Origin of the sequence: Streptomyces sp. NWU339, from assembly GCF_003143855.1 — a bacterium.
In the GTDB taxonomy this organism is placed as follows: Bacteria; Actinomycetota; Actinomycetes; order Streptomycetales; family Streptomycetaceae; genus Streptomyces.
Genome location: NZ_QFRK01000045.1, coordinates 39,086 through 60,524, shown reverse-complemented (window position 1 = coordinate 60,524; position 21,439 = coordinate 39,086). Strand labels below are relative to the sequence as shown.

Sequence of the window (21,439 nt, the reverse complement as noted above, 5' to 3'; positions counted from 1 at the left end):
TATTCGTCCCGGGTCACCTCGCTCAGCGCGAGGGCGGCGGACCGGTAGGCGGCCGGGTCGGTGAAGCGGAGCCGGACGTGTCCGCCGGGGACGAGCCGCTTGAGATCTTCGGCGGTGCCCTCGGCGGCGATCCTGCCGTCGTTCAGCACCGCGATGCGGTCGGCGAGTTCGTCGGCCTCCTCCAGGTACTGGGTGGTCAGGAAGACCGTCGTGCCGCCGGAGACGAGCTCGCGGATGATCTGCCACATGGTGTGGCGGCTGCGCGGGTCGAGGCCGGTGGTCGGCTCGTCGAGGAAGATGATCCGCGGGTTGCCGACCAGCGTCATGGCGATGTCCAGGCGGCGTTTCATGCCGCCGGAGTAGGTGGAGGCGGGCTTCTTCGCGGCCTCCACCAGGTCGAACCGCTCCAGCAGCTCGGCGGTGCCCCGTTGTCCCTCGCTGCGGGAGAGGTGGTGCAGGTCCGCCATGAGGAGCATGTTCTCCTCGCCGGTGATCAGCCCGTCGACGGCGGAGAACTGCCCGGTGACGCCGATCGCGGCACGCACGGCCTGCGGGTCGGCGGCGAGGTCGTGACCGCCGACGTGGATCTGCCCGCCGTCGGCGGTGATGAGCGTGGACAGGATCTTCACGATGGTGGTCTTGCCGGAGCCGTTCGGGCCGAGCAAGGAGAAGATCGTCTTTTCGGGGACGGTCAGGTCGACGCCGTTGAGCACGACCTTGTCGTCGTAGGACTTGCGCAGTCCGTTCGCCGCGATGGCCAAGTTGGTCATGAGAGGTGCTCCCTGCTTACAGGCTGCGGGCGGTGATGTCGCCGTAGGAGGTGGTCGCGTGGACGGCCAGGCCGGGGGCGGGGCCGTCGGTGTTGTTCAGCGCGTTGCGGACCCGGCCGTAGGCGGTGCCCGCGTCCAGGGAGGCGGAGACTCCGCGGGCGGCACCGACCGTGATGTCGCCGTGGTCGGTGCGCAGCACGACGGTGCCGCGTGTGGCTTCGGTGATGKTCAGGTCGCCCTTTCGGGTGCTGATCTCGGCGGAGCCGTTCAGGCGGCCGACGGTGATGTCGCCGGCTTGGAGGGTGAGGCGGGCGCTCGCGGTCTCGTCGAGCTTGACCGTGCCCTGTGCGCCGTCGAAGGTCACGTCGCCGAGCCGTCCGRCGCCGCGGAGTTCGGCGCTGGCGGCCTTGGCTTCGATGCTGGAGCCGACGGGCAACTGGACGGTCACCTCAAGGGCTCCGGAAGGGCCGAAGAGCCGGTTCTTCACCGGRGTCTCGATGCGCAGGACGCCGTCGGCGTAGTCGACCATGGTCTGCTCGGCCGTCTTCACGTCCCGGCTCTTCGAGGCGTCCGCGGGCAGGACCTCGACGGTGGTGTCGGCCCGGTCGGCGGCGATGAACCGGATGTGCCCAGCAGGGACATCCAGGACGGCCGCGATGGGGGCGGGGGTGTCGAACGTCTGCCTCATGCTCTGGTGCTTCTGCATCGCGAGCTCCTTGCTCACTTTCAAATGACAGAAACGCTACGTTGCGTTCATCGATCTGGCAACAATCTCATTGCATTCCATTGCTGAATTGGCAGGTGGGAGTCGATGAATCGTTGCAATGGTTGTGAATTTAACGCAACGCACCTTCTCCTTATTCATTGCAATGAATTGACGGTGAACGCTATGCTGGCCACACCTCACGGACCACGAAGGAGACCGCGATGCCGGGAGGCAGGCTCACTCAGCAGGAACGTCAGCAGATCGCGCTGGGGCTGGCTGACGGCGTCGCCTACGCGGAGATCGCCAGGCGCCTCGACCGCCCGACCTCGACGATCACGCGCGAGGTCATGCGCAACGGCGGCCCCACCGCCTACCGCGCCGACCTGGCCCACCGTGCCACCGAACGCCGTACCCACCGCCGCAGGCGGGCCGCGTCCCGAAGCGGGCCGCAGGTGCCCGAGCAGGCCCACGGACGCGATGCCGAGGCCGTGCGTGAGTACGAGGAGACCCTCACCACCGTCTTCATGCAATCGGGCATGCCCAAGATGATGTCTCGGGTGCTGGTCTGCCTCTACACCACCGACGCGGGCAACCTCACCGCGTCCGAACTCGTCCAGCGCCTCCAGGTCAGCCCGGCGTCCATCTCCAAGGCGATCATGTTCCTCGAGAGCCAGGGCCTCGTCCGCCGGGAGCGCGACGATCGTCGCCGCGAGCGTTACTTCGTCGACGACGACGTCTGGTACCAGGCGACGATCGCCAGCGCCCGGTCCCTCGCGCAGGTCGTCGAGACCTCACGGCAGGGCGTCGGCATCCTCGGTCCCGGCACCCCGGCCGCCACCCGTCTCGAGAACATCGCCCGCTTCCTGGACTTCGTCAGCGAGAGCACCGCCCGCGCCGCGGAGCAGGCCCGCGAAGTCCTCTACACGAAACCCGACCCGGCCTCGGGCGGCACCGCCGAGCCGGGTTCGGACCGCGGATAGGTCCTCGCCGAGGGGCTGGACGCAGCCGAGCGAGAGGACGTCAAGCGGCTGCGCGGGCTCGCCGCCGACCAGGCCACGGCCTTCATCGCGCAAGAGAGCGACCGGCGACGGAAACGTGTCCAGGATCATGGGGAAGTTTCAACCGCCGAACGGCTCCGGTTCCTGCTCGGGCGCATGCACGAGGCACCAACGGACGTCCGCCGCATCGCCGAGAACCGCGAGGCCCGCGGCGGCATACCCGAATGCTGATGACGGCCGGGCCCGCCCGGGCGTGGTGCGCCCGTGGTGCCCGGGGCGGTGTCGCCGGGCACCACGGGAGCCGGTGGGTCACCAGATCGACTCGACCCACTCCGGGTGGTCGATGAACGGGTTGCGGTTGCGCTGGTAGGAGGTGTAGATGAGGTCGTTGCGGCGCTGCTCGGAGGCGCTCGGCGGGTCCTGCTCGTGCCACTGCTTCAGGACCGAGAGGCGGCCGTGGTACGGGGCGCTGCCGTTGGTCACCGCGTCGTTGGGCTCCAGGTCGGGCCAGCCGTCGGTGCCCTCGTAGCGGACGGTCATGTAGAGGATCATGCGCGCCACGTCGCCCTTGACGGCGTCGCGGGGCTCGAAGGAGTTGGAGTCGGTCAGGCTGCCGCCGCTGTTGGTGAACGAGCTGCCGCCGTTGTCGAAGTCCTTGTTGCCGCGGATGGAGTTGACCTGGACGTCCTCGGGGCGCAGGTGGTGGATGTCGGTGCCGGGCCCCGTGGCGGTACCGAAGTCGCCGTGCGACTTGGCCCACACGTGCTCGCGGTTCCAGTTGCCCACGTTCCCGCCGTTGAGGGACTTGCTACGGGAGATGCCCGAGTACAGCAGGATCACGTTGTTGCTGTTGTTCGGGTCCTGGTCGGTGACCTTGAGGGCGTCCCAGACGGCCGAGTAGGACAGCTTCGTCTGGTTCCTGATGATCGTGTGCAGGGAGCTCTTCAGGGCCGTGCCGGACTTGCCCATCGCGCCCGCGTAGTACGTGTCGTCGTACGCGGTGGTCGTAGTGGCCGCGGTGGTCGCGGCGCCGGCGGTGGGCGCGGTCAGCGCGGGGACGGTGAGGCCGACCAGGACGGCCGAGGTGGCCAGGGCGAGCGTCTTCCAACGGCGGCGTACGGGTGTCACGGGCATGTGGGTGTCCGATCTACGCGGGTTGACTGGGCCGTGAAGAAGAGTGACATGGACATGCATGCGAAGAGGTGAAGGGGAGGTGAAGGGAAGAGGAGGTGTCGGTCGTGTGCCGGTCGGCGGATGGGCGTGCGAACGCGGCCGAGCGGTGTGCGGGGATGAAAACCGCCGCGGAACGCGTTGGAGCCTTCCGGAAGATCAGGACGATCGGGTCGTAGGACCGGACCGGAGGGCACCCGCGTGACACCGCAACAGGGATGGGCACGACGACTGACCGGATACGCGTGGCGCTATCCCAAGGACGTCCTCCTGGCCCTGGGTGCCTCCCTCGGCGGCATGGCCGTGATGGCGCTGGTCCCGCTGATCACCAAGGTGATCATCGACGACGTGATCGGCGACCACAGCCGCGCCATGGCCCCCTGGGCGGGCGCCCTGATCGGTGCCGCGCTCCTCGTCTACGTCCTCACCTACATCCGCCGCTACTACGGCGGCCGGCTCGCCCTCGACGTGCAGCACGACCTGCGCACCGAGATGTACCGGTCGATCACCCGGCTCGACGGCCGCCGCCAGGACGAGCTGTCCACCGGGCAGGTCGTCGGGCGGGCGACCAGCGACCTCCAGCTGATCCAGGGCCTGCTCTTCATGTTGCCGATGACCATCGGCAACATCCTGCTGTTCCTGATCTCCCTCGGGATCATGGCGGCGCTGTCGCTGCCGCTCACGGCCGTCGCCCTCGCCGTCGCGCCCGCCCTGTGGTGGATCGCCAAACGCAGCCGCACCCGGCTGCACCCCTCCACCTGGTACGCCCAGGCCCAGGCCGCCGCCGTCGCCGGCGTGGTCGACGGTGCCGTCGGCGGCGTCCGCGTGGTGAAGGGCTTCGGGCAGGAGGAGCAGGAGACGGGGAAGCTGCGCGAGGTCGGCCGGCGGCTGTTCGCCGGGCGGCTGCGCACCATCCGCCTGAACTCCAGGTACACCCCGGCCCTCCAGGCCGTCCCCGCCCTCGGCCAGGTGGCGATGCTCGCGCTCGGCGGCTGGCTCGCCGTGCGCGGCAGCATCACCCTGGGCACGTTCGTCGCGTTCTCCACCTACCTCGCCCAGCTCGTCGGCCCGGTCAGGATGCTCGCCGTCGTCCTCACCGTCGGCCAGCAGGCCCGCGCCGGCACCGAGCGCGTCCTGGAGCTGATCGACACCGAGCCGTCCCTCACCGACGGCACCAAGGAGCTCCCCGCCGACGCCCCCGCGACCGTCGAGTTCGACGACGTCTCCTTCGGCTACGAGTCCGGGCACCCCGTCCTCAGCGGCCTCTCCTTCGAGATCCGTCCCGGCGAGACCCTCGCCGTCGTCGGCGCCTCCGGCTCCGGCAAGTCCACCGTCTCCCTGCTCCTGCCACGGTTCTACGACGTCACCGGCGGCGCCGTCCTCGTCGGCGGGCACGACGTGCGGGAGCTGACCACCGAGTCCCTGCGCGCCGCCATCGGACTGGTCCCGGAGGACTCCTTCCTCTTCTCCGACACCGTCCGCGCCAACATCGCCTACGGCCGTCCGGACGCGACCGAGGAGCAGATCGTGGCCGCCGCCCGCGCGGCCCAGGCCGACGGGTTCATCACGGAACTGCCCGAGGGCTACGACACCACGGTCGGCGAGCACGGCCTGACCCTCTCCGGCGGCCAGCGCCAGCGCGTCGCACTCGCCCGCGCGATCCTCACCGACCCGCGCCTGCTGGTCCTCGACGACGCCACCTCCGCCGTGGACGCCCGCGTCGAGCACGAGATCCACGAGGCGCTGGCACAGGTCATGCGCGGCCGCACCACCCTGCTGATCGCCCACCGCCGCTCCACCCTCAACCTCGCCGACCGCATCGCCGTCCTCGACGGCGGCCGGCTCGCCGACATCGGCACCCACGACGAGCTCCAGCGGCGCTCCGCCCGCTACCGCCGGCTGCTCACCGACCCCGACGAGCTGGGCGGCGTCTCCCCGGGCCACACCCCGTCCGCCGCGCCGCAGGGGGCCCACCCGGAGGACACCTCGGTCCGCGCGGAGCTGGACGCCGAGTTCGACGCCGAACGCGGGGTCACCCCCCACCTGTGGACCGGCGACCGCGAGCCCAAGGACACCGCCCTGGCCGACAGCCCGGCCACCCCCGAGCTGCTCGCCCAGGTCGCGGCCCTGCCCCCGGCGAACGACGTCCCCGACGTGGACGAGAGCCGGGCCGTCCAGCGGGAGGAGTCCTACGGCCTGCGCCGCCTGCTGCGCGGCTTCGGCCTGCCCCTGCTGATCAGCCTCGGGCTGGTCGCCGTGGACGCGGCCATGGGCCTGCTGCTGCCGGTGCTGATCCGGCACGGCATCGACGACGGCGTCACCCGGGCCGCCCTCGGCGCGGTCTGGGCGGCCGCCCTGCTCGGCCTGCTCGCCGTGGTCGTCCAGTGGGCCGCGCAGATCGGTGAGATCCGGATGACCGGACGCACCGGCGAACGCGTGCTGTACTCGCTGCGGCTGAAGGTCTTCGCCCAGCTCCAGCGGCTCGGCCTCGACTACTACGAGCGCGAGCTGACCGGCCGGATCATGACCCGGATGACCACCGACATCGACGCCCTGTCGACGTTCCTGCAGACGGGCCTGGTCACCGCGTTCGTCTCGGTGGTCACCTTCTTCGGCATCATGGGCGTCCTGCTGGTGATCGACGTACAGCTCGCCCTGGTCGTCTTCGCCACCCTGCCCCCGCTGATCGTCGCCACGTTCTACTTCCGCCGGGCCAGCGTGAAGGCGTACGAACTGGCCCGGGAACGGGTGTCGACGGTCAACGCCGACCTCCAGGAGTCGGTGTCCGGGCTGCGGATCGTGCAGGCCTTCGGGCGTGAGCGGCACGGCAACCGGCGGTTCACCGAGCGCAGCGCCGACTACCGCGCCGCCCGGATCCGGGGCCAGTGGCTGATCTCGGTGTACTTCCCGTTCGTGCAGTTCCTGGCGTCGTCGGCCGCGGCGGCGGTGCTGATCGTGGGCGGGGCCAGGGTCGACAACGGAACGCTGACGACCGGCGCGCTGGTGGCGTACCTGCTCTACATCGACCTGTTCTTCGCCCCGGTGCAGCAGCTCTCCCAGGTCTTCGACGGCTACCAGCAGGCGACCGTCTCCCTGGGCCGCATCCAGGAACTGCTCCGGGAGCCGACGTCCACCGAGGACGCCGAGAAACCCCTCGACGTGCCCTCCCTGCGCGGGCAGATCGCCTTCGAGGACGTGCGCTTCGCCTACGGGGACGAGGAGGAGGCGCTCAGCGGCATCGACCTGCGCATCCCCGCCGGGCAGACCGTCGCGTTCGTCGGCGAGACCGGCGCCGGGAAGTCCACCCTGGTCAAGCTGGTGGCCCGGTTCTACGACCCCACCGGGGGCAGGGTCACCGTCGACGGCACCGACCTCAGGGACCTCGACATCACCGCGTACCGGCACCGGCTCGGCGTGGTCCCGCAGGAGGCCTACCTCTTCCCGGGCACCGTCCGCGACGCCATCGCCTACGGCCGCCCGGACGCCACCGACGCCGAGGTGGAGGCGGCGGCCCGCGCGGTCGGGGCGCACGAGATGATCGCCACCCTGGAGGGCGGCTATCTGCACGAGGTCGCCGAACGCGGCCGGAACCTCTCCGCCGGACAGCGCCAGCTGATCGCCCTGGCCCGCGCCGAACTGGTCGACCCGGACGTCCTGCTGCTCGACGAGGCCACCGCCGCGCTCGACCTGGCCACCGAGGCGCAGGTCAACCAGGCGACGGACCGGCTGGCGGGGCGGCGTACGACGCTGGTCGTCGCGCACCGGCTGACCACCGCCGCCCGCGCCGACCGGGTCGTCGTCATGGACCACGGCCGGGTCGCCGAGGACGGCACCCACGAGGAGCTGCTGGCCCGCGACGGGCGGTACGCCGAGCTGTGGCGGACCTTCATCGGGCAGGCCGAACCGGAGGAGCCGGTCGGCGCCGGCCGCTGACCGCGCAACCATCCGCGGTACGCCAGGCGTCCGTATCCGCATACGCCGTTGTGCGCGGCGGATGCGGCAGGTGCGATGCGGTTCGGGGGAGGAACGGCAGTGGGCAGTGGAGCGATACGGCGGCGGCTCGCGCTCGGTCTGGCGGTGCTGACCGCGTCGGGGCTGCTCGTCGCCGCCGCACCGGGCGACGCGCAGGCCGCGGGGCACTGCGCGGGACGCAAGGTGCGCACCCTGCCGTTCTCCACCGGCACCGTGGTCGTCCACAAGCGCGGCGGCTACCTCTGCGCCGTCACCCTCGCCGAGAAGCCCGGCACCCGGCGGACGATGTCGGTGAGCATCCGGGCGCGCGGCGGCCGGCCGGTCGTCGACGAGGGCCGCTACACGCGCTACGCCGGCCCGGTCACCGTGCACGCCGGCCGCCGGTGCGTCTGGGTGAAGGGACGGGTGGGCGGCGGCTCGGTCAGCTCCGGCTGGATCCTGTGCTGAGCCGGGGACACACCTGACCCAGGGACACATCTGCCCCAGGGACATACCTGACCTAAGGAAACGCCTGACCGAGGGATATCCCTATGTCCCCTGTTGCTGCGGGGAGTTGGTCCGATAGCTTCCGGCGCACATCTGTCTCACAGGGGAGTGCGCATGCGCAAGGCGCTCAGATGGCTGCTGGCGCTCACGGTGCTCATAGGCACACTGAGTACGGCCGGGGCGGCCACCGCCGCCGAGCCGGAGGCCACCGGCACCACTGACATCAAGGAGAGACTGCTCTCCGTACCGGGCATGAGCCTGGTCGAGGAGAAGCCGTACACCGGGTACCGCTTCTTCGTTCTCAACTACACCCAGCCGGTCGACCACCGCAGGCCCTCCCAGGGCACGTTCCAGCAGCGGATCACCGTGCTGCACAAGGACGTCGCGCGGCCGACCGTCTTCTTCACCGGCGGCTACAACGTCTCGACGACGCCCCGCCGCAGCGAGCCCACCCAGATCGTGGACGGCAACCAGGTCTCCCTGGAGTACCGCTTCTTCACCCCGTCCCGTCCCGAGCCAGCCGACTGGTCCAAGCTGGACATCTGGCAGGCCGCCAGTGACCAGCACCGCGTCTTCGAGGCGCTGAAGGGGATCTACTCCAAGAAGTGGATCTCCACCGGCGGCTCCAAGGGCGGCATGACCGCCACCTACTACGAACGTTTCTACCCGCGCGACATGGACGGTGTCGTCGCCTACGTCGCCCCCAACGACGTGGTGGACAAGGAGGATTCCGCCTACGACCGCTTCTTCGCGGAGGTCGGCACCAAGGAGTGCCGCGACCGGCTGAACGCGGTGCAGCGCGAGGCGCTGGTGCGCCGGGCGCCGCTGGTGAAGAAGTACGCGGCCCTCGCCGCCGAGGACGGCTACACCTTCGACACCGTCGGCAGCCTGGACCGCGCCTACGAGGCGGTCGTCCTCGATTACGTCTGGGGCTTCTGGCAGTACAGCACGGTGGCGGACTGCGAGCAGATCCCGGCGGACGCGAAGAACGCCACCGACGACGAGATCTGGACCTCGATCGACACGATCTCCGGCTTCTCGTTCTACACCGACCAGGGCCTCAGCCCGTACACGCCGTACTACTACCAGGCCGGTACGCAGCTCGGCGCACCGACCATCCGCTTCCCGCACATCGAGAAGAAGTACGTCCGTTACGGCTACCAGCCGCCCCGCACCTTCGTCCCCCGCTCGATCCCGATGAAGTTCGAGCACCGGGCCATGCGGGACGTCGACACCTGGGTGCGGCACAACGCCCGGCACATGCTGTTCGTCTACGGCGAGAACGACCCGTGGGGCGCCGAGCCGTTCCGGCTCGGGCACGGCGCGCGCGACTCCTACGTGCTGACCGCTCCCGGCATGAACCACGGCGCCAACGTGGCCGGTCTGGCCGGTGAGGAGAAGGCGCTGGCGACGGCCCGCATCCTCGACTGGGCGGGCGTCGCGCCGGCCGCGGTCCGGGAGGACCCGGCCGAGGCGAAGCCGCTGGCGGCGTTCGACGCCAAGCTGGACCGGCGGGACGTCGAGCGGGAGCCGGCCCTGCGCCCGTAGGGGACGCGGCGGGCGGGTAGGGACGCGCCGGGCGGCTCACACCGGGCGGGCGCAGCCCACCGGTGCGGCGCCGCCGAGCCGGACGAAGAGGACCGTGGACGCCGGGCACCGCGACTTGGCGTCCACGGCCTCGGTCACCTTGTACTCCGGCTTGTGCTTCCCCTCGCCGTCGCAGGCCGTCTCGTGGACCTTTCCGTCGGGCAGGCCGTAGACGCAGTCGCCGACGATGGTGCGCGGGCCGCCCCCGCCGCCGGGATCGCCCGGGTGCGGCGGCTGGAGGTTGCGCATGCAGGCGTAGCCGCGCGGCACCACCCCGTCGCCGTCCTCGTCGAAGGAGGGGTGCTGCTCGCTGATGTGCAGCACGAAGTCCGTGGTGGCCGGGCAGCGCGGCCCGTCGCGCACGGTCCCGTCGTGGCGGGCGACGACCCGGGCCGCCGCCCGTTCACCGTCGCAGGGCACCTCGGTGAAACTGGTCCGGCCGAACGAACTGCACTCGTCGACGTCGAGGAACACCGCCCCGTACCCGGAGGTCCGGGTCGGCGTGGGCGATTCCGTCGCCGTCCGCCGCTCGCCCGGGCGGCCGTCCTCCCCGCCACCGCCGAGCGCGCTCTGACATCCGGTCGACAGCACCGTGGCAAGGGCGGCGAGCGCGCACACCGCTCCCAGGGAACTCCTCATGCGCGTCACCATCCCCCGAAAAACCCCGTCCAGCGTGACCCGCCGGGGCGGGTCACGCCAGACATACGGGATAGTTTGCGTACGTCGGTGACGGTGTGTCGGGTGTGTGGCGTACAGGCGCTACGTCCACGCGCCCGGACGCGTCCGTACGGGCCGGCCGGTCAGTACGTCAGCCCGTGCCCGACGGGGTACAGCACCGTCGCCGGGTCGTCCGCGCGCTGCACCGGCACCGGCAGCTTCCCGCGCGGCTCCGCCTTGCCCGCGATCACCCGGGCCGCCGCCCGCAGTTCGACGTCGGTCCAGGAGTACGTCGCCAGACACGCCGGTACGGCGGGCAGGTGGGCCACGTCGTACGGGTTGCGGATCGCCACCGCGACCACCGGCCGGCCGGTCGCCAGGAGCTGCTCGACCAGGGTCCGCTGGCTGCTGGCCGCCGAGACGTTGTACGTCCCGACGACCACGGCGTCCGCGTCCCGCGCGGCGGCCACGGCCTCGGCGATCGTCGCCGCGGACGGTGCCGTCCCGGTGGACAGGGCGGTGGCCGTGAAGCCCAGCTCGGTCAGCGCCTGGGCGAGCACCCCGGTCGGCGGTCCCGTCGTACCGGACGGGGAGGCCGGGTCGGCGCCGACCACCAGCAGCTTCGGCCGGCTGCGCCGGGACAGCGGCAGCAGGCGCCCCTCGTTGACCAGCAGGGTGGTGGTCCGCTCGGCGATCCGGTCGGCCGCGGCCAGGTGCGCCCGGGTGCCGACGGTGCGGTCGACGCCGCCCGGGGACACGTACGGGTCCTTGAACAGGCCCAGCTTCGCCTTCAGCCGCAGCACCCGCAGGATCGATTCGTCGAGCCGCTCCTCGGTGAGCTCGCCGTCCTGGACGGCCTTCAGGACGGCGTTCCAGGCCACGTCCAGGGACGGCGGGTTGAGCAGCTGGTCCACGCCCGCCTTCAGCGCCAGCACCGGCACCCGGTCGTCGCCGTACTTGGTCCGTACGCCCTCCATGCCGAGGGAGTCGGTGACCACGACCCCGTCGTAGCCCAGTTCCTCGCGCAGGATGCCGGTGAGGATCGGGTGGGAGAGGGTGGCCGGGTCCTCGGAGCCGTCGAGCGCCGGGACCATCAGATGGGCCGTCATGATCGAGTCGATGCCCGCGGCGATCGCCGCCCGGAACGGCGGCGCGTCCAGCCGCTCCCACTGCTCACGGCTGTGGGTGATCACCGGGAAGCCGGTGTGGCTGTCGACGGCGGTGTCGCCGTGCCCGGGGAAGTGCTTGGCGGTCGCCGCGACCCCCGACTGCTGGAACCCGGAGACCTCGGCCGCGACCATCGCCGCCACCGCGCCCGGCTCGGAGCCGAAGGACCGTACGCCGATGACCGGGTTGGCCGGGTTCACGTTCACGTCGGCCACCGGGGCGTAGTCCTGACGGATGCCCAGGGCGCGCAGTTCCCGCCCGGCGATCCGGCCCAGGGTGCGCGCGTCGGAGCGGGAACCGCCCGCGCCGATGGCCATCGCCCCCGGGAACAGGGTCGCCGGCTCGCCGACGCGGGCGACGATGCCGTGCTCCTGGTCGGTGGAGATGAGCACCGGCAGCCCGCGCGGCAGGCCGAGGGACGCCTTCTGGATGCCGTTGGAGAGTCCGGCGATCTGGTGCGGATCGCGGGTGTTGTGCGCCCAGGCGAAGTAGATGATGCCGCCGACCCGGTACTTCTCGAGCAGCTCGGCGGCCGTGCGCACGCCGATCTCCTTGAGGTTGGCGTCGATGTCCGCCTGGTCGGGGTCGGTGGCGGAGTGGCCGTAGACGCGCATCACGAACAGCTGGCCGACCTTCTCCTCCAGGGTCATCCGGGAGATGAGGGCGCGGAGCTTTCTGTCGTCGGGGGAGGCGGGGGAACCGGGAGGGGCTGTGGCCGCGCCGGCCGCGTGCGCGGTGCCGCCGGCCGCGAGGACGGTGGTGACGCCCGCGGTCGCGGCGAGGACGGTACGTCTGGACGGACGTGCGGTGCCTGCCGTGCTTCCCGTGCCTGCTGTGCTTTCCGTGTTCCCCGTGCTTCCCGTGTTTCCCGTGCTGCTGTCGGGCACGTGCGCTCCTTTGGGAGGTGATACGCGACGGAATCCGCTGAAGGTAACTTCCAGGACGCCACCAATATCCGGGAAGTTTCTGCCAGTCAAGGGAGTGCGCGGTACGGGGGAGCGGGTGCTGTGCGGGAGGGGCCGCCACCGGCGCGCTGGGAGGGGGCGCGCGCCGATGACGGCGGTGCTGCCGGCCACGGCACGGCGGAGAGGGTAGGTCGGCGATCGCAGCCAGCAGCGAGGCCGACACCGCACCACGGAGACTCGTCCGGCAGTCCGAGCATTGGACGGGGCGGAGCGGGCGGGGGTTCCAGGGTGCGGGCGGAAATCTCAGATCGGGGAGGACGGTGTGCGAGCGGCCGCCGGTGACGGAGGGACGGCCGAACGGGTCCGCGCCGCCGGGGACGGGGGCGGCGCGGGGGGCCGGTGGGCCGCGACGTCGGGCCAGTGGGCGCGCAGGGTGCGGACGGTCTCCGCGATCGCCGGGCGGCGGGCCGCGCCGGTGCGCCACAGCGCGTACAGGTGCCGCACCGGCACCGGGTCGAGCGGCACCTCCACCACCCCCTCGGGCAGCGGACCGCGCCCGAGCCGGGGGATCAGCGCGATCCCGAGCCCGGCCGCGACCAGGGCGACCAGGGTCGGGTTCTCGTCCGCCTGGTGCACGATCTCCGGCTCGTGCCCGGCGGCCCGGAGGGTGCGCACCAGCCACTCGTGGCAGACCCGCCCCGGCGGCTGGCAGATCCACCGCTCACCGCCCAGCTCCTCCCGCCGTACCGCGCCGCGCCCCGCGAACGGATGCCCGCTCGGCACCAGCAGGTCGCACAGGTCGTCCCCGACGACCGCCTGGTCCACGCCCGCCGGGGCGGGCAGCGGCGCGATGTCCCAGTCGTGCGCGACGACGAGATCGACCGCACCCTTGGCCACCAGGTCCACGGACAGGTGCGGGTCGACCTCGGTCAGCCGGGTGTCGAGCGCGGGATGGCGCACGGCCAGATCGGCCAGCACGGACGGCATCAGTCCGCGCGCCGCCGACGGGAAGGCCGCGACGGTCAGCCGCCCGGACGGCACCCCGCGCCGCTCCTCCAGCTCGGTCTCCGCCCGCTCCACGATCGCCAGCAGCTCCTGTGCGGTGGCGACGAGCTGATGGGCCGCGTCGGTCAGCCGCACGCCCCGGCCCTCCCGCTCCAGCAGCACCGTCCTGGTCTCCCGCTCCAGTTTGGCGATCTGCTGGGAGACGGCCGAGGAGGTGTACCCGAGCGCCACGGCGGCGGCTCCGACGGTGCCGTGGACGGAGACGGCGTGCAGGGCGCGCAGGCGCTGGAGGTCGAGCATGACGGCTCCCTGACCGGTGGGCGGTGCGGTCGGTGGGTGGTGCGATAGGTAAGCGGTGCTTCATCCAACCATGCAGGAATCGTCGCTGGTCCTGAAGGGTTCCGGCGGTGATCCTCGACGCATGCGACCTTCCCACGTCCTGCTCGCCGTTCTCGTCACCGCCATCTGGGGCGTGAACTTCGTCGTCATCGAGATCGGCCTCGACCACTTTCCGCCGCTGCTCTTCTCCGCCCTGCGCTTCCTCGTGGCGGCACTGCCGGCCGTGTTCTTCGTCGGGCGCCCCGGGGTGGCGTGGAAGTGGATCGTGGGGGTGGGGCTCGCCCTCGGGGTGGCCAAGTTCGGGCTGCTGTTCGTCGGCATGGACGCGGGCATGCCGGCCGGGCTGTCCTCCCTGGTCCTGCAGATCCAGGCGGTGTTCACCGCTGTCATCGCCTTCCTGGTCCTCGGCGAACGGCCCGCGGGTATCCGGCTCGTGGGCATGGCGGTGGCACTGGCCGGGATCGCCGTCGCCGCCGTCGACGAGGGCGCCTCGGGACCCCTGGGCGCGTTCGCCCTGGTCGTCGCGGCGGCCGCCTGCTGGGGCGTCTCGAACGTGCTGACCCGCAGGGCCGCGCCCGACGACGCCCTGAACTTCATGGTGTGGGTGAGCACGGTGCCGGTGCTGCCGCTGCTGGCGTTGTCGCTGCTCCTGGAGGGTCCCTCGCGGGACCTGGCGGCGCTGGGCTCACTGGACTGGCGGGGGGCGGGCGCACTGCTGTTCGTGGCCTGGGTCGCCACCGTGTTCGGCTTCGGAACCTGGGGGTGGCTGCTGCGCCGTCACCCCGCGTCGACGGTGGCGCCGTTCTCCCTGCTGGTGCCGGTCTTCGGGATGTCGTCGGCGGCCCTGTTCCTCGGCGAGTCGGTGACACCGCTGCGGTGGTGCGCGGCGGCGCTGCTGGTGGGAGGCGTGGCGCTCGCGTCGGTCACATGGCGGGGGCGGGGCGCGGAGCAGGGCGCCGGGGTGCCGGGCGGCCGACGGGAGGGACCCGTCGGCCGGGGCAGCGGATCCGCCGACCGGGAGTCGGTCAAGCCGAGTCGTTGAGGAGGCGGGAGAGGTGGGCGTGGCCGGGGCCGAGCAGGGCGGGGAGGTCGGCGGCCCGCTCGTACCAGCGCTTCTCGTACTCCCAGCAGAGCCAGCCGTCCCAGCCGTGGCGGGAGAGGATCTCCACGCAGTCGGCCAGCGGCAGGATGCCCTCGCCGAGGGGGAGCGGCGTCGTGTCGTCGGCGGAGGCGATGTCCTTGACCTGGACGTAGCCGAGGTGGGGGGAGAGGGCCGCGAAGCTCTCCGCGGGCTGCTCGCCGCCCAGCCAGGTGTGCATCACGTCCCAGAGGGCGCCCACCTGACGGTGGCCCACGAGGCCGAGGATCCTCATCGCGTCGGCGCCGGTGCGGTGGGAGTCGTGGGTCTCCAGCAGGATGCGGACGCCGACGTCACCGGCGTACCGGGCGGCCGTGCCCAGGCGCCGGGCGGCCGTCGCGTCGGCCTCCTTGGGGGTCTGCTCGGGGGTGCCGCCGGGGAAGACCCGGACGTAGGGGGCGCCGAGGTCGCGGGCGAGGCCGAGGAGGGCGCGGATCTCGTCGACGACTGGGCCGTCCTCGCCCGGCGCGGCGACTCTGGCGTATCCCGCGACGCCCAGGACCTCGATGCCGGCCGCCTTGAACTGGGCGGCGACCTCGGCCCGTTCGTCGGGGGTGAGGCCCGGGTTGACCGGTTCCTCGGGGTGTGCGCGCAGTTCGACGCCGTGGTAGCCGTGCGTGGTCGCGAGGCGGAGCACGTCGGTCACGGGCAGGCCGGGGACACCGAGGGTGGAGAACGCCAGCTTCATGTCCACGGACCTACCCGCGACACCCGCCGGCGACTCCCCCTCGTCACCCCGATCCCCCGCGCGGGTCCGTGTCAGGCCCCGGCGGCCCTGCGGTAGACGCACACCTGGGCGCCCGACTTCGCGGTGGTCGTCCGGACCAGCTCGAACGGGCGCTTCACACCGTCGACGGGGAAGATCGACTTGCCGCCGCCCAGGACCACCGGCATGACGACGAGCTGCAGCTCGTCCACCAGGTCCTCACTCAGCAGGGTGCGGACGAGAGTGGGGCTGCCCATCATCGCGAGGTCGCCGCCCTCGGCGGCGCGCAGCTCCCGGATGCGGGCGACGGCCTCCCCGGCGGGGATGAGCCGGCTGTTGTTCCAGGTCAGGTCGGACTCGGTCAGGGTGCCGGAGACGACGTACTTCGGCAGGCTGTTGATCCGGTCGGCGAAGGGGTCCCCGGCCTGCTGGGGCCACGCCCCGGCCATCGTCTGCCAGGTGCGGCGCCCGTACAGCAGCGCGTCGGCCTTCTCCAGCGAGGCGTCGAAGGCGCCGCCGAGGACCTCCGGGTCGAAGTACGCGTGCGACCATCCTCCGTGCCGGAAGCCGCCGTCGGTGTCCTCCTCGGGGCCGCCGGGGGCCTGCACGACACCGTCGAGACTGATGAACTCGGTGATCACGATACGCATGGCTGCTGCCGCTCCTCTTGCGCGTCCTGCGCGCTCTGCTCGCTCGGGCGATGACGGAGGTGCAGACCGACGCCGCCGACGGAACTCATCGCTCCCACCGGAAACTCCGCGACGCGCACGACGTGCACGGTCGACGCGACCGCTGCGGCCGACGGCCCGCGGGGCCGGAACACCGCGCGCCCGACGCGCCCCGGCGCGGCAGACGCGGCCAGTGTGACCGGGCGTGCCCGATGCGTCCCGCGCCCGGCGCGGTCCGGCCGGCGCGCCCTCACGCGCCCGACGCGTGCCGACGCGGCCGACGCGTCCCGTGTGGCTGGGCGTCCGGCGCCCGACGGGCCCCGCGCGCCGGCGTCGCGGTGACCGGTCCCTCGTATCGAGCGGCTGAGAGGCCGAGCGGGCCGGGTGGCCCTGCGCCCCGCTCACCCCCTGGGCGTCCCGGAGGACCCCCGTACCATCAGCTCGCCCCGGATGGACGCGATGTCCCCGGGCGGCGGCTCCTCGCGGCCCATCGCGATCCGGCCGGCCCGTGCCCCCGCCTCGGCGAGCGGCAGCCGTACCGTCGTCAGGGCCGGTACCGCGTCGATGCTGAACGGCAGGTCGTCGAAACCGGCGACCGAGACGTCGTCGGGGATCTTCCGGCCGGAGTCCCGCAGCGCCGCGCACGCGCCCAGCGCGACGGAGTCGTTCGCGGCGACCACGGCGGTCAACCCGGGATCCCTGCGCAGGAGTTCGAGGGCGGCCTCGTAGCCGGACCGGCGGTCGTAGCGGCCGTGGACGGTCCAGCGGGGGTCCTCCTCGATGCCGTGCGCGGCGAGCGCGGCCCGGTGTCCCTCGAGGCGGTGGCGCGTGGTGGTGCGCTCCCGCGGGCCGGCGATGTAGCCGAGGCGGCGGTGGCCGAGCCCGATCAGGTGCTCGGTGAGCTCCCGGCCGCCGCCGCGGTTGTCGAAGGTCAGCGCGATCGCCCCGGTGTCCGGCGCCGGCGGCCGGCCGCACAGCACCACCCGGGTCCCGGCGTCCGCCAGCTTGCGCAGCTTCGCGTCCATGGCCGCCCGGTGCGGGGCGTCCTCGATGGCGCCGCCGGTCAGCACCACCGCCGCGGCCCGCTGCCGCTGCAGCAGCGTCAGGTACGTCAGCTCGCGCTCCGGGGTGCCGCCCGTGTTGCACACGACCGCGAGCCTCTCCCCGCCCGCTCGCCCGCCCGGACCCCCGATCTCGGACTGGATCGCGCTCGCCATGATCCCGAAGAACGGGTCGGCGATGTCGTTCACCAGGATGCCCACCAGGTCGGAGGTGGCGGCGGCCAGGGAGCTCGCGGGGCCGTTGAGCACGTAGTCCAGTTCGTCCACGGCCTTCAGCACCCGCTCGCGGGTGGAGGCGGCGACGGGATAGTTCCCGTTCAGCACGCGCGACACCGTCGCGGGGGAGACCTGCGCGCGGGCCGCCACGTCCGCCAGGGTCACCGTCATGTCTCGTCCTCCGGTCGCGCAGGTCGTCTCGTCGTCGTCCACGCCGGGCTCCCGCGCCGCGGTTCCCGGGGCCGCCCGTCGAGCAGACCCTATGGCCCCACGCTCCGTTGTTCGCCCCCTCGAACAAGTCGGATTCGCCATGGTCTTGTCCGGACCGCCGTTCAGAGGCTAGCTTCTAGCTACATAGAAAGCGCTTGCTGTGGCGTTCGCCAGTCACCGGTCACCCGCCGTCGGCTCCTGTCGAGCGGCAGCGGCCGGCACGTGACGGGTGGGGCGTACGCGGCGCGCGGGGACCGCGTACGAAGGGAACGACGTGACACGCAAGACGGTGTGTATCGCCATGAACGGTGTGACGGGGCGGATGGGCTACCGGCAGCACCTCGTCCGCTCCATCCTGACCCTGCGCGAGCAGGGCGGCCTCGACCTCGGCGACGGCACCGTGCTGTGGCCGGAACCGATCCTGGTCGGCCGCCGCGAGCACGCGCTGAGGGCGCTGGCCGAACGGCACGGCCTGGAGCACGTCTCCACCGACCTGGACGCCGTGCTCGCCGAAGAGAGCGTCGACGTCTACTTCGACGCCCAGGTCACCTCCGCCCGCGAGGAGGCCCTCAAGAAGGCGATCGCGGCCGGCAAGCACATCTACACCGAGAAGCCGACCGCCACCGGCCTCGACGGCGCCCTGGAGCTGGCCCGGCTGGCGAACGCGGCCGGCGTCAAGCACGGCGTCGTCCAGGACAAGCTCTTCCTCCCCGGCCTGCTCAAGCTGAAGCGCCTCATCGACGGCGGCTTCTTCGGCCGCATCCTGTCCGTGCGCGGCGAGTTCGGCTACTGGGTCTTCGAGGGCGACTGGCAGGAGGCCCAGCGCCCCTCCTGGAACTACCGCGCCGAGGACGGCGGCGGCATCGTCGTCGACATGTTCCCGCACTGGGAGTACGTCCTGCACGAGCTGTTCGGCCGCGTGCGCTCCGTCCAGGCCCTCACCGCCACCCACGTCCCGCAGCGCTGGGACGAGAACGGCAAGCCCTACGACGCCACCGCCGACGACGCCGCCTACGGCGTCTTCGAGCTCGACGGCGGCGCGATCGCCCAGATCAACTCCTCCTGGGCGGTCCGCGTCAACCGCGACGAACTCGTCGAGTTCCAGGTCGACGGCACCGAGGGCTCCGCGGTGGCCGGGCTGCGGGGCTGCCGCGTCCAGCACCGCTCCGCCACCCCGAAGCCCGTGTGGAACCCGGACATCCCCGCCACCGAGACCTTCCGCGACCAGTGGCAGGAGGTCCCGGACAACGGCGAGTTCGACAACGGCTTCAAGGCCCAGTGGGAGCTGTTCCTCAAGCACGTCTACGCCGACGCCCCCTACCACTGGGACCTGCTGGCCGGCGCCCGCGGTGTCCAGCTCGCCGAGCTGGGCCTGAAGTCCTCGGCCGAGGGCCGCCGCCTCGACGTACCGGAGATCTCGCTTTGAACCCTCCCCCGGCTGCCGCAGGGGGATTCCTGGCTCAAGCTGCTCATTCGCTCAGCGAGCGAGTCTGACGCTCTCAGCGCCAGCCGGGACGGAACCTGCCCGGTTGCCCTTCAAAACAAAGGAGTTGCGCGTGCTTGGTTCTCGCGACGCGCGCTGGTCATCTTGCGCCACCATGTGGGCGATCTCTTGCCTTTGGGGCGAAACCCCATTTCCCGCCAGAGGCGACCTCGGAGGTTCCCAGTGACGATCCGACTGCCCGACGCGCACGGCCGGTTGCGGACGTACGAATCCCGCACCGAGCCCCTCGCCCTCACCCCCGGAGCCCCCCTCACCTCCCGCACGGTCTTCTCCGCGGCGCACGTCGTCGCCGACCCGTACGCCGACACCACCCCCGACTCGCCCGCCGCCGTCGACTGGGACGCCACCCTCGCCTTCCGCCGCCACCTGTGGTCGCACGGGCTCGGCGTCGCCGAGGCGATGGACACCGCCCAGCGCGGCATGGGCCTGGACTGGGCGGGCGCGGCCGAACTGATCCGCCGCTCCGCCGCCGAGGCGAAGGCCGTCGGCGGCCGGATCGCCTGCGGCGTCGGCACCGACCAGCTCGCCTCGGGCACCCTCGCCGAGGTGCGGGCGGCCTACGAGGAACAGCTCGCGCTCGTCGAGGAGTCCGGCGCGCAGGCCATCCTGATGGCCTCCCGCGCGCTGGCCGCCGCCGCCCGCGGCCCGGAGGACTACCTGGAGGTGTACGGCCACCTGCTGCGCCAGGCCGCCGAGCCGGTGATCCTGCACTGGCTCGGCCCCATGTTCGACCCGGCGCTGGAGGGCTACTGGGGCTCCTCCGACCTCGACGCGGCCACCGACACCTTCCTGGAGGTCATCGCCGCGCACCCCGACAAGGTCGACGGCATCAAGGTCTCGCTGCTGGACGCCCGGCGCGAGGTCGACCTGCGCCGCCGCCTGCCGCAGGGGGTGCGCTGCTACACCGGCGACGACTTCCACTACCCCGAGCTGATCGCCGGCGACGCACAGGGCTTCAGCCACGCCCTGCTCGGCATCTTCGACCCGCTCGGCCCGCTGGCGGCCCAGGCCGTGCGCGTCCTGGACACCGGGGACACGGCGGGCTTCCGCGCCCTGCTCGACCCGACGGTGGAGCTGAGCCGCCACCTCTTCCAGGCCCCCACCCGCTTCTACAAGACGGGTGTGGTCTTCCTGGCCTGGCTGACGGGCCACCAGAGCCACTTCACGATGGTCGGCGGCCTGCAGTCGGCCCGCTCCCTGCCGCACTTCGCCCGCGCCTACGAACTCGCCGACGGCCTCGGCCTGTTCCCCGACCCCAAGCTCGCCGAGGACCGCATGAGGACCCTGCTGCACCTGTACGGAGTGACCCCATGACAGCCGACCTCGCACGCTTCAGCATCAACCAGATGACGGTCAAGCAGCTCTCCCTGCCGGAACTCGTCGACGCCTGCCGCGACCTGGGCGTGCCGGGCGTGGGCCTGTGGCGCGAGCCCGTCCAGGCGTACGGGCTCGACGCGGCCGCGAAACTGGTCCGGGACGCGGGCCTGACGGTGACGACCCTGTGCCGGGGCGGCTTCCTCACCGCGCTCGACCCCGCCGAGCGGGCCGCCGCCCTCGCCGACAACCGCCGCGCCGTCGACGAGGCGGCCGCGCTCGGCACCGACACCCTGGTCCTGGTCTCCGGCGGCCTTCCGGCCGGCTCCAGGGACCTGCGCGGCGCCCGCGAACGCATCGCGGACGCCCTCGCCGAACTCGGCCCGTACGCGGAGCAGCACGGCGTACGGCTGGCCATCGAGCCCCTCCACCCCATGTACGCCTCCGACCGCTGCGTGGTCTCCACCCTCGCCCAGGCCCTCGACCTCGCCGAACGGTTCCCGGCCCGGCAGGTCGGCGTCACCGTCGACACGTACCACGTCTGGTGGGACGACACGGCACCCGCGCAGATCGCCCGGGCCGGCGCCCAGGACCGCATCCACACCTTCCAGCTCGCCGACTGGACCACCCCGCTGCCCGAGGGCGTCCTCAACGGCCGCGGCCAGATCGGCGACGGCTCGATCGACATGCGCGAGTGGCAGGGCTACGTGGAGGCGGCCGGCTACACCGGCGCCATCGAGGTCGAGCTGTTCAACGACGTCCTGTGGGCCCGCGACGGCCGCGAGGTCCTGGCGGAGACGGCCCGGAGGTTCACGGAGCACGTCGAGCCGTGAGCCGTGAGCCGTGAGCGGTGACCCGGG

General features: G+C 72.3%; 17 protein-coding genes. 8 read left to right on the top strand and 9 right to left on the bottom strand.

The genetic code is table 11. From position 1 onward, the window contains the following. Positions 1-770: ABC transporter ATP-binding protein (locus DIZ27_RS34660; protein WP_109382370.1), on the bottom strand; the 770-nt coding region annotated here is incomplete at its 3' end. Positions 771-786: 16 nt separating this feature from the next. Then, positions 787-1,476 carry a DUF4097 domain-containing protein gene (locus tag DIZ27_RS34655; RefSeq protein WP_258308679.1) on the bottom strand — a complete coding sequence of 230 codons (690 nt, stop codon included), beginning with the start codon at positions 1,474-1,476 and terminating at the stop codon, positions 787-789. A gap of 221 nt (positions 1,477-1,697) precedes the next feature. Here DIZ27_RS34655 and DIZ27_RS34650 point away from each other — a divergent pair, with 221 nt between their 5' ends. Then, positions 1,698-2,456: a GbsR/MarR family transcriptional regulator gene (locus tag DIZ27_RS34650; RefSeq protein ID WP_109382369.1), complete on the top strand. Its 759-nt coding sequence runs from the start codon at positions 1,698-1,700 to the stop codon at positions 2,454-2,456. 327 nt (positions 2,457-2,783) lie between these two features. On the opposite strand, the gene DIZ27_RS34645 is transcribed toward DIZ27_RS34650, so the two are convergent. Continuing rightward, complete coding sequence (locus DIZ27_RS34645) at positions 2,784-3,608, bottom strand: endonuclease I family protein (protein WP_109382368.1); 825 nt, start codon at positions 3,606-3,608, stop codon at positions 2,784-2,786. Positions 3,609-3,845: 237 nt separating this feature from the next. Here DIZ27_RS34645 and DIZ27_RS34640 point away from each other — a divergent pair, with 237 nt between their 5' ends. The 3 genes from DIZ27_RS34640 to DIZ27_RS34630 all read left to right on the top strand — a co-directional run bounded on the left by DIZ27_RS34640 (position 3,846) and on the right by DIZ27_RS34630 (position 9,650). Then, entirely contained in the window at positions 3,846-7,577 is a 3,732-nt protein-coding gene (locus tag DIZ27_RS34640) for an ABC transporter ATP-binding protein (protein ID WP_109382367.1), read from the top strand. Positions 7,578-7,676: 99 nt separating this feature from the next. Further along, on the top strand, positions 7,677-8,063 hold the full coding sequence (locus DIZ27_RS34635) for a hypothetical protein (RefSeq protein WP_109382366.1): 387 nt from the start codon (positions 7,677-7,679) through the stop codon (positions 8,061-8,063). Between the two features lie 153 nt (positions 8,064-8,216). Then, positions 8,217-9,650 carry a S28 family serine protease gene (locus DIZ27_RS34630; protein WP_109382365.1) on the top strand — a complete coding sequence of 478 codons (1,434 nt, stop codon included), beginning with the start codon at positions 8,217-8,219 and terminating at the stop codon, positions 9,648-9,650. 36 nt (positions 9,651-9,686) lie between these two features. Here DIZ27_RS34630 and DIZ27_RS34625 read toward each other — a convergent pair whose 3' ends face one another. From DIZ27_RS34625 to DIZ27_RS34615, 3 genes are all read right to left on the bottom strand, one after another. Further along, positions 9,687-10,328: a hypothetical protein gene (locus DIZ27_RS34625; protein ID WP_109382381.1), complete on the bottom strand. Its 642-nt coding sequence runs from the start codon at positions 10,326-10,328 to the stop codon at positions 9,687-9,689. 161 nt (positions 10,329-10,489) lie between these two features. Beyond that, on the bottom strand, positions 10,490-12,400 hold the full coding sequence (locus DIZ27_RS34620; protein ID WP_109382364.1) for a glycoside hydrolase family 3 protein: 1,911 nt from the start codon (positions 12,398-12,400) through the stop codon (positions 10,490-10,492). 321 nt (positions 12,401-12,721) lie between these two features. Further along, entirely contained in the window at positions 12,722-13,723 is a 1,002-nt protein-coding gene (locus DIZ27_RS34615; protein WP_258308678.1) for a LysR family transcriptional regulator, read from the bottom strand. A gap of 121 nt (positions 13,724-13,844) precedes the next feature. On the opposite strand from DIZ27_RS34615, the gene DIZ27_RS34610 reads away from it, so the two are divergent. Continuing rightward, a complete protein-coding gene (locus DIZ27_RS34610; protein WP_109382363.1) occupies positions 13,845-14,804 on the top strand; it encodes an EamA family transporter in 960 nt (319 codons plus the stop codon). Here DIZ27_RS34610 and DIZ27_RS34605 read toward each other — a convergent pair. The 3 genes from DIZ27_RS34605 to DIZ27_RS34595 form a co-directional block, all read right to left on the bottom strand. Beyond that, positions 14,788-15,588, bottom strand: coding sequence for a sugar phosphate isomerase/epimerase (locus tag DIZ27_RS34605; RefSeq protein WP_181383831.1), 801 nt, complete (start codon positions 15,586-15,588; stop codon positions 14,788-14,790). The two genes, DIZ27_RS34610 and DIZ27_RS34605, sit on opposite strands and share 17 nt — an antisense overlap. Positions 15,589-15,659: 71 nt before the next feature. Further along, complete coding sequence (locus DIZ27_RS34600) at positions 15,660-16,256, bottom strand: dihydrofolate reductase family protein (RefSeq protein WP_109382361.1); 597 nt, start codon at positions 16,254-16,256, stop codon at positions 15,660-15,662. A gap of 419 nt (positions 16,257-16,675) precedes the next feature. After that, positions 16,676-17,722: a LacI family DNA-binding transcriptional regulator gene (locus DIZ27_RS34595; protein ID WP_109382380.1), complete on the bottom strand. Its 1,047-nt coding sequence runs from the start codon at positions 17,720-17,722 to the stop codon at positions 16,676-16,678. Positions 17,723-18,035: 313 nt separating this feature from the next. Here DIZ27_RS34595 and DIZ27_RS34590 point away from each other — a divergent pair, with 313 nt between their 5' ends. The 3 genes from DIZ27_RS34590 (at position 18,036) to DIZ27_RS34580 (ending at position 21,412) form a co-directional block, all read left to right on the top strand. Continuing rightward, a complete protein-coding gene (locus DIZ27_RS34590; protein ID WP_181383830.1) occupies positions 18,036-19,187 on the top strand; it encodes a Gfo/Idh/MocA family protein in 1,152 nt (383 codons plus the stop codon). A 240-nt stretch (positions 19,188-19,427) separates the two neighbouring features. Next, entirely contained in the window at positions 19,428-20,579 is a 1,152-nt protein-coding gene (locus DIZ27_RS34585; protein ID WP_109382359.1) for a dihydrodipicolinate synthase family protein, read from the top strand. Beyond that, positions 20,576-21,412: a sugar phosphate isomerase/epimerase gene (locus DIZ27_RS34580; protein ID WP_109382358.1), complete on the top strand. Its 837-nt coding sequence runs from the start codon at positions 20,576-20,578 to the stop codon at positions 21,410-21,412. Before DIZ27_RS34585 ends, DIZ27_RS34580 begins: the two co-directional genes overlap by 4 nt. The last annotated feature ends 27 nt before the right edge of the window (positions 21,413-21,439 follow it).

Excerpts from the sequence above, each read along its gene's own strand:
- DIZ27_RS34650 (WP_109382369.1), top strand. The coding sequence starts at position 1,698 with ATGCCGGGAGGCAGGCTCACTCAGCAGGAACGTCAGCAGATCGCGCTG.
- DIZ27_RS34645 (WP_109382368.1), bottom strand. The coding sequence starts at position 3,608 with ATGCCCGTGACACCCGTACGCCGCCGTTGGAAGACGCTCGCCCTGGCC.
- DIZ27_RS34630 (WP_109382365.1), top strand. The coding sequence starts at position 8,217 with ATGCGCAAGGCGCTCAGATGGCTGCTGGCGCTCACGGTGCTCATAGGC.
- DIZ27_RS34625 (WP_109382381.1), bottom strand. The coding sequence starts at position 10,328 with ATGAGGAGTTCCCTGGGAGCGGTGTGCGCGCTCGCCGCCCTTGCCACG.
- DIZ27_RS34615 (WP_258308678.1), bottom strand. The coding sequence starts at position 13,723 with ATGCTCGACCTCCAGCGCCTGCGCGCCCTGCACGCCGTCTCCGTCCAC.
- DIZ27_RS34610 (WP_109382363.1), top strand. The coding sequence starts at position 13,845 with ATGCGACCTTCCCACGTCCTGCTCGCCGTTCTCGTCACCGCCATCTGG.
- DIZ27_RS34605 (WP_181383831.1), bottom strand. The coding sequence starts at position 15,588 with ATGAAGCTGGCGTTCTCCACCCTCGGTGTCCCCGGCCTGCCCGTGACC.
- DIZ27_RS34600 (WP_109382361.1), bottom strand. The coding sequence starts at position 16,256 with ATGCGTATCGTGATCACCGAGTTCATCAGTCTCGACGGTGTCGTGCAG.
- DIZ27_RS34595 (WP_109382380.1), bottom strand. The coding sequence starts at position 17,722 with ATGACGGTGACCCTGGCGGACGTGGCGGCCCGCGCGCAGGTCTCCCCC.
- DIZ27_RS34580 (WP_109382358.1), top strand. The coding sequence starts at position 20,576 with ATGACAGCCGACCTCGCACGCTTCAGCATCAACCAGATGACGGTCAAG.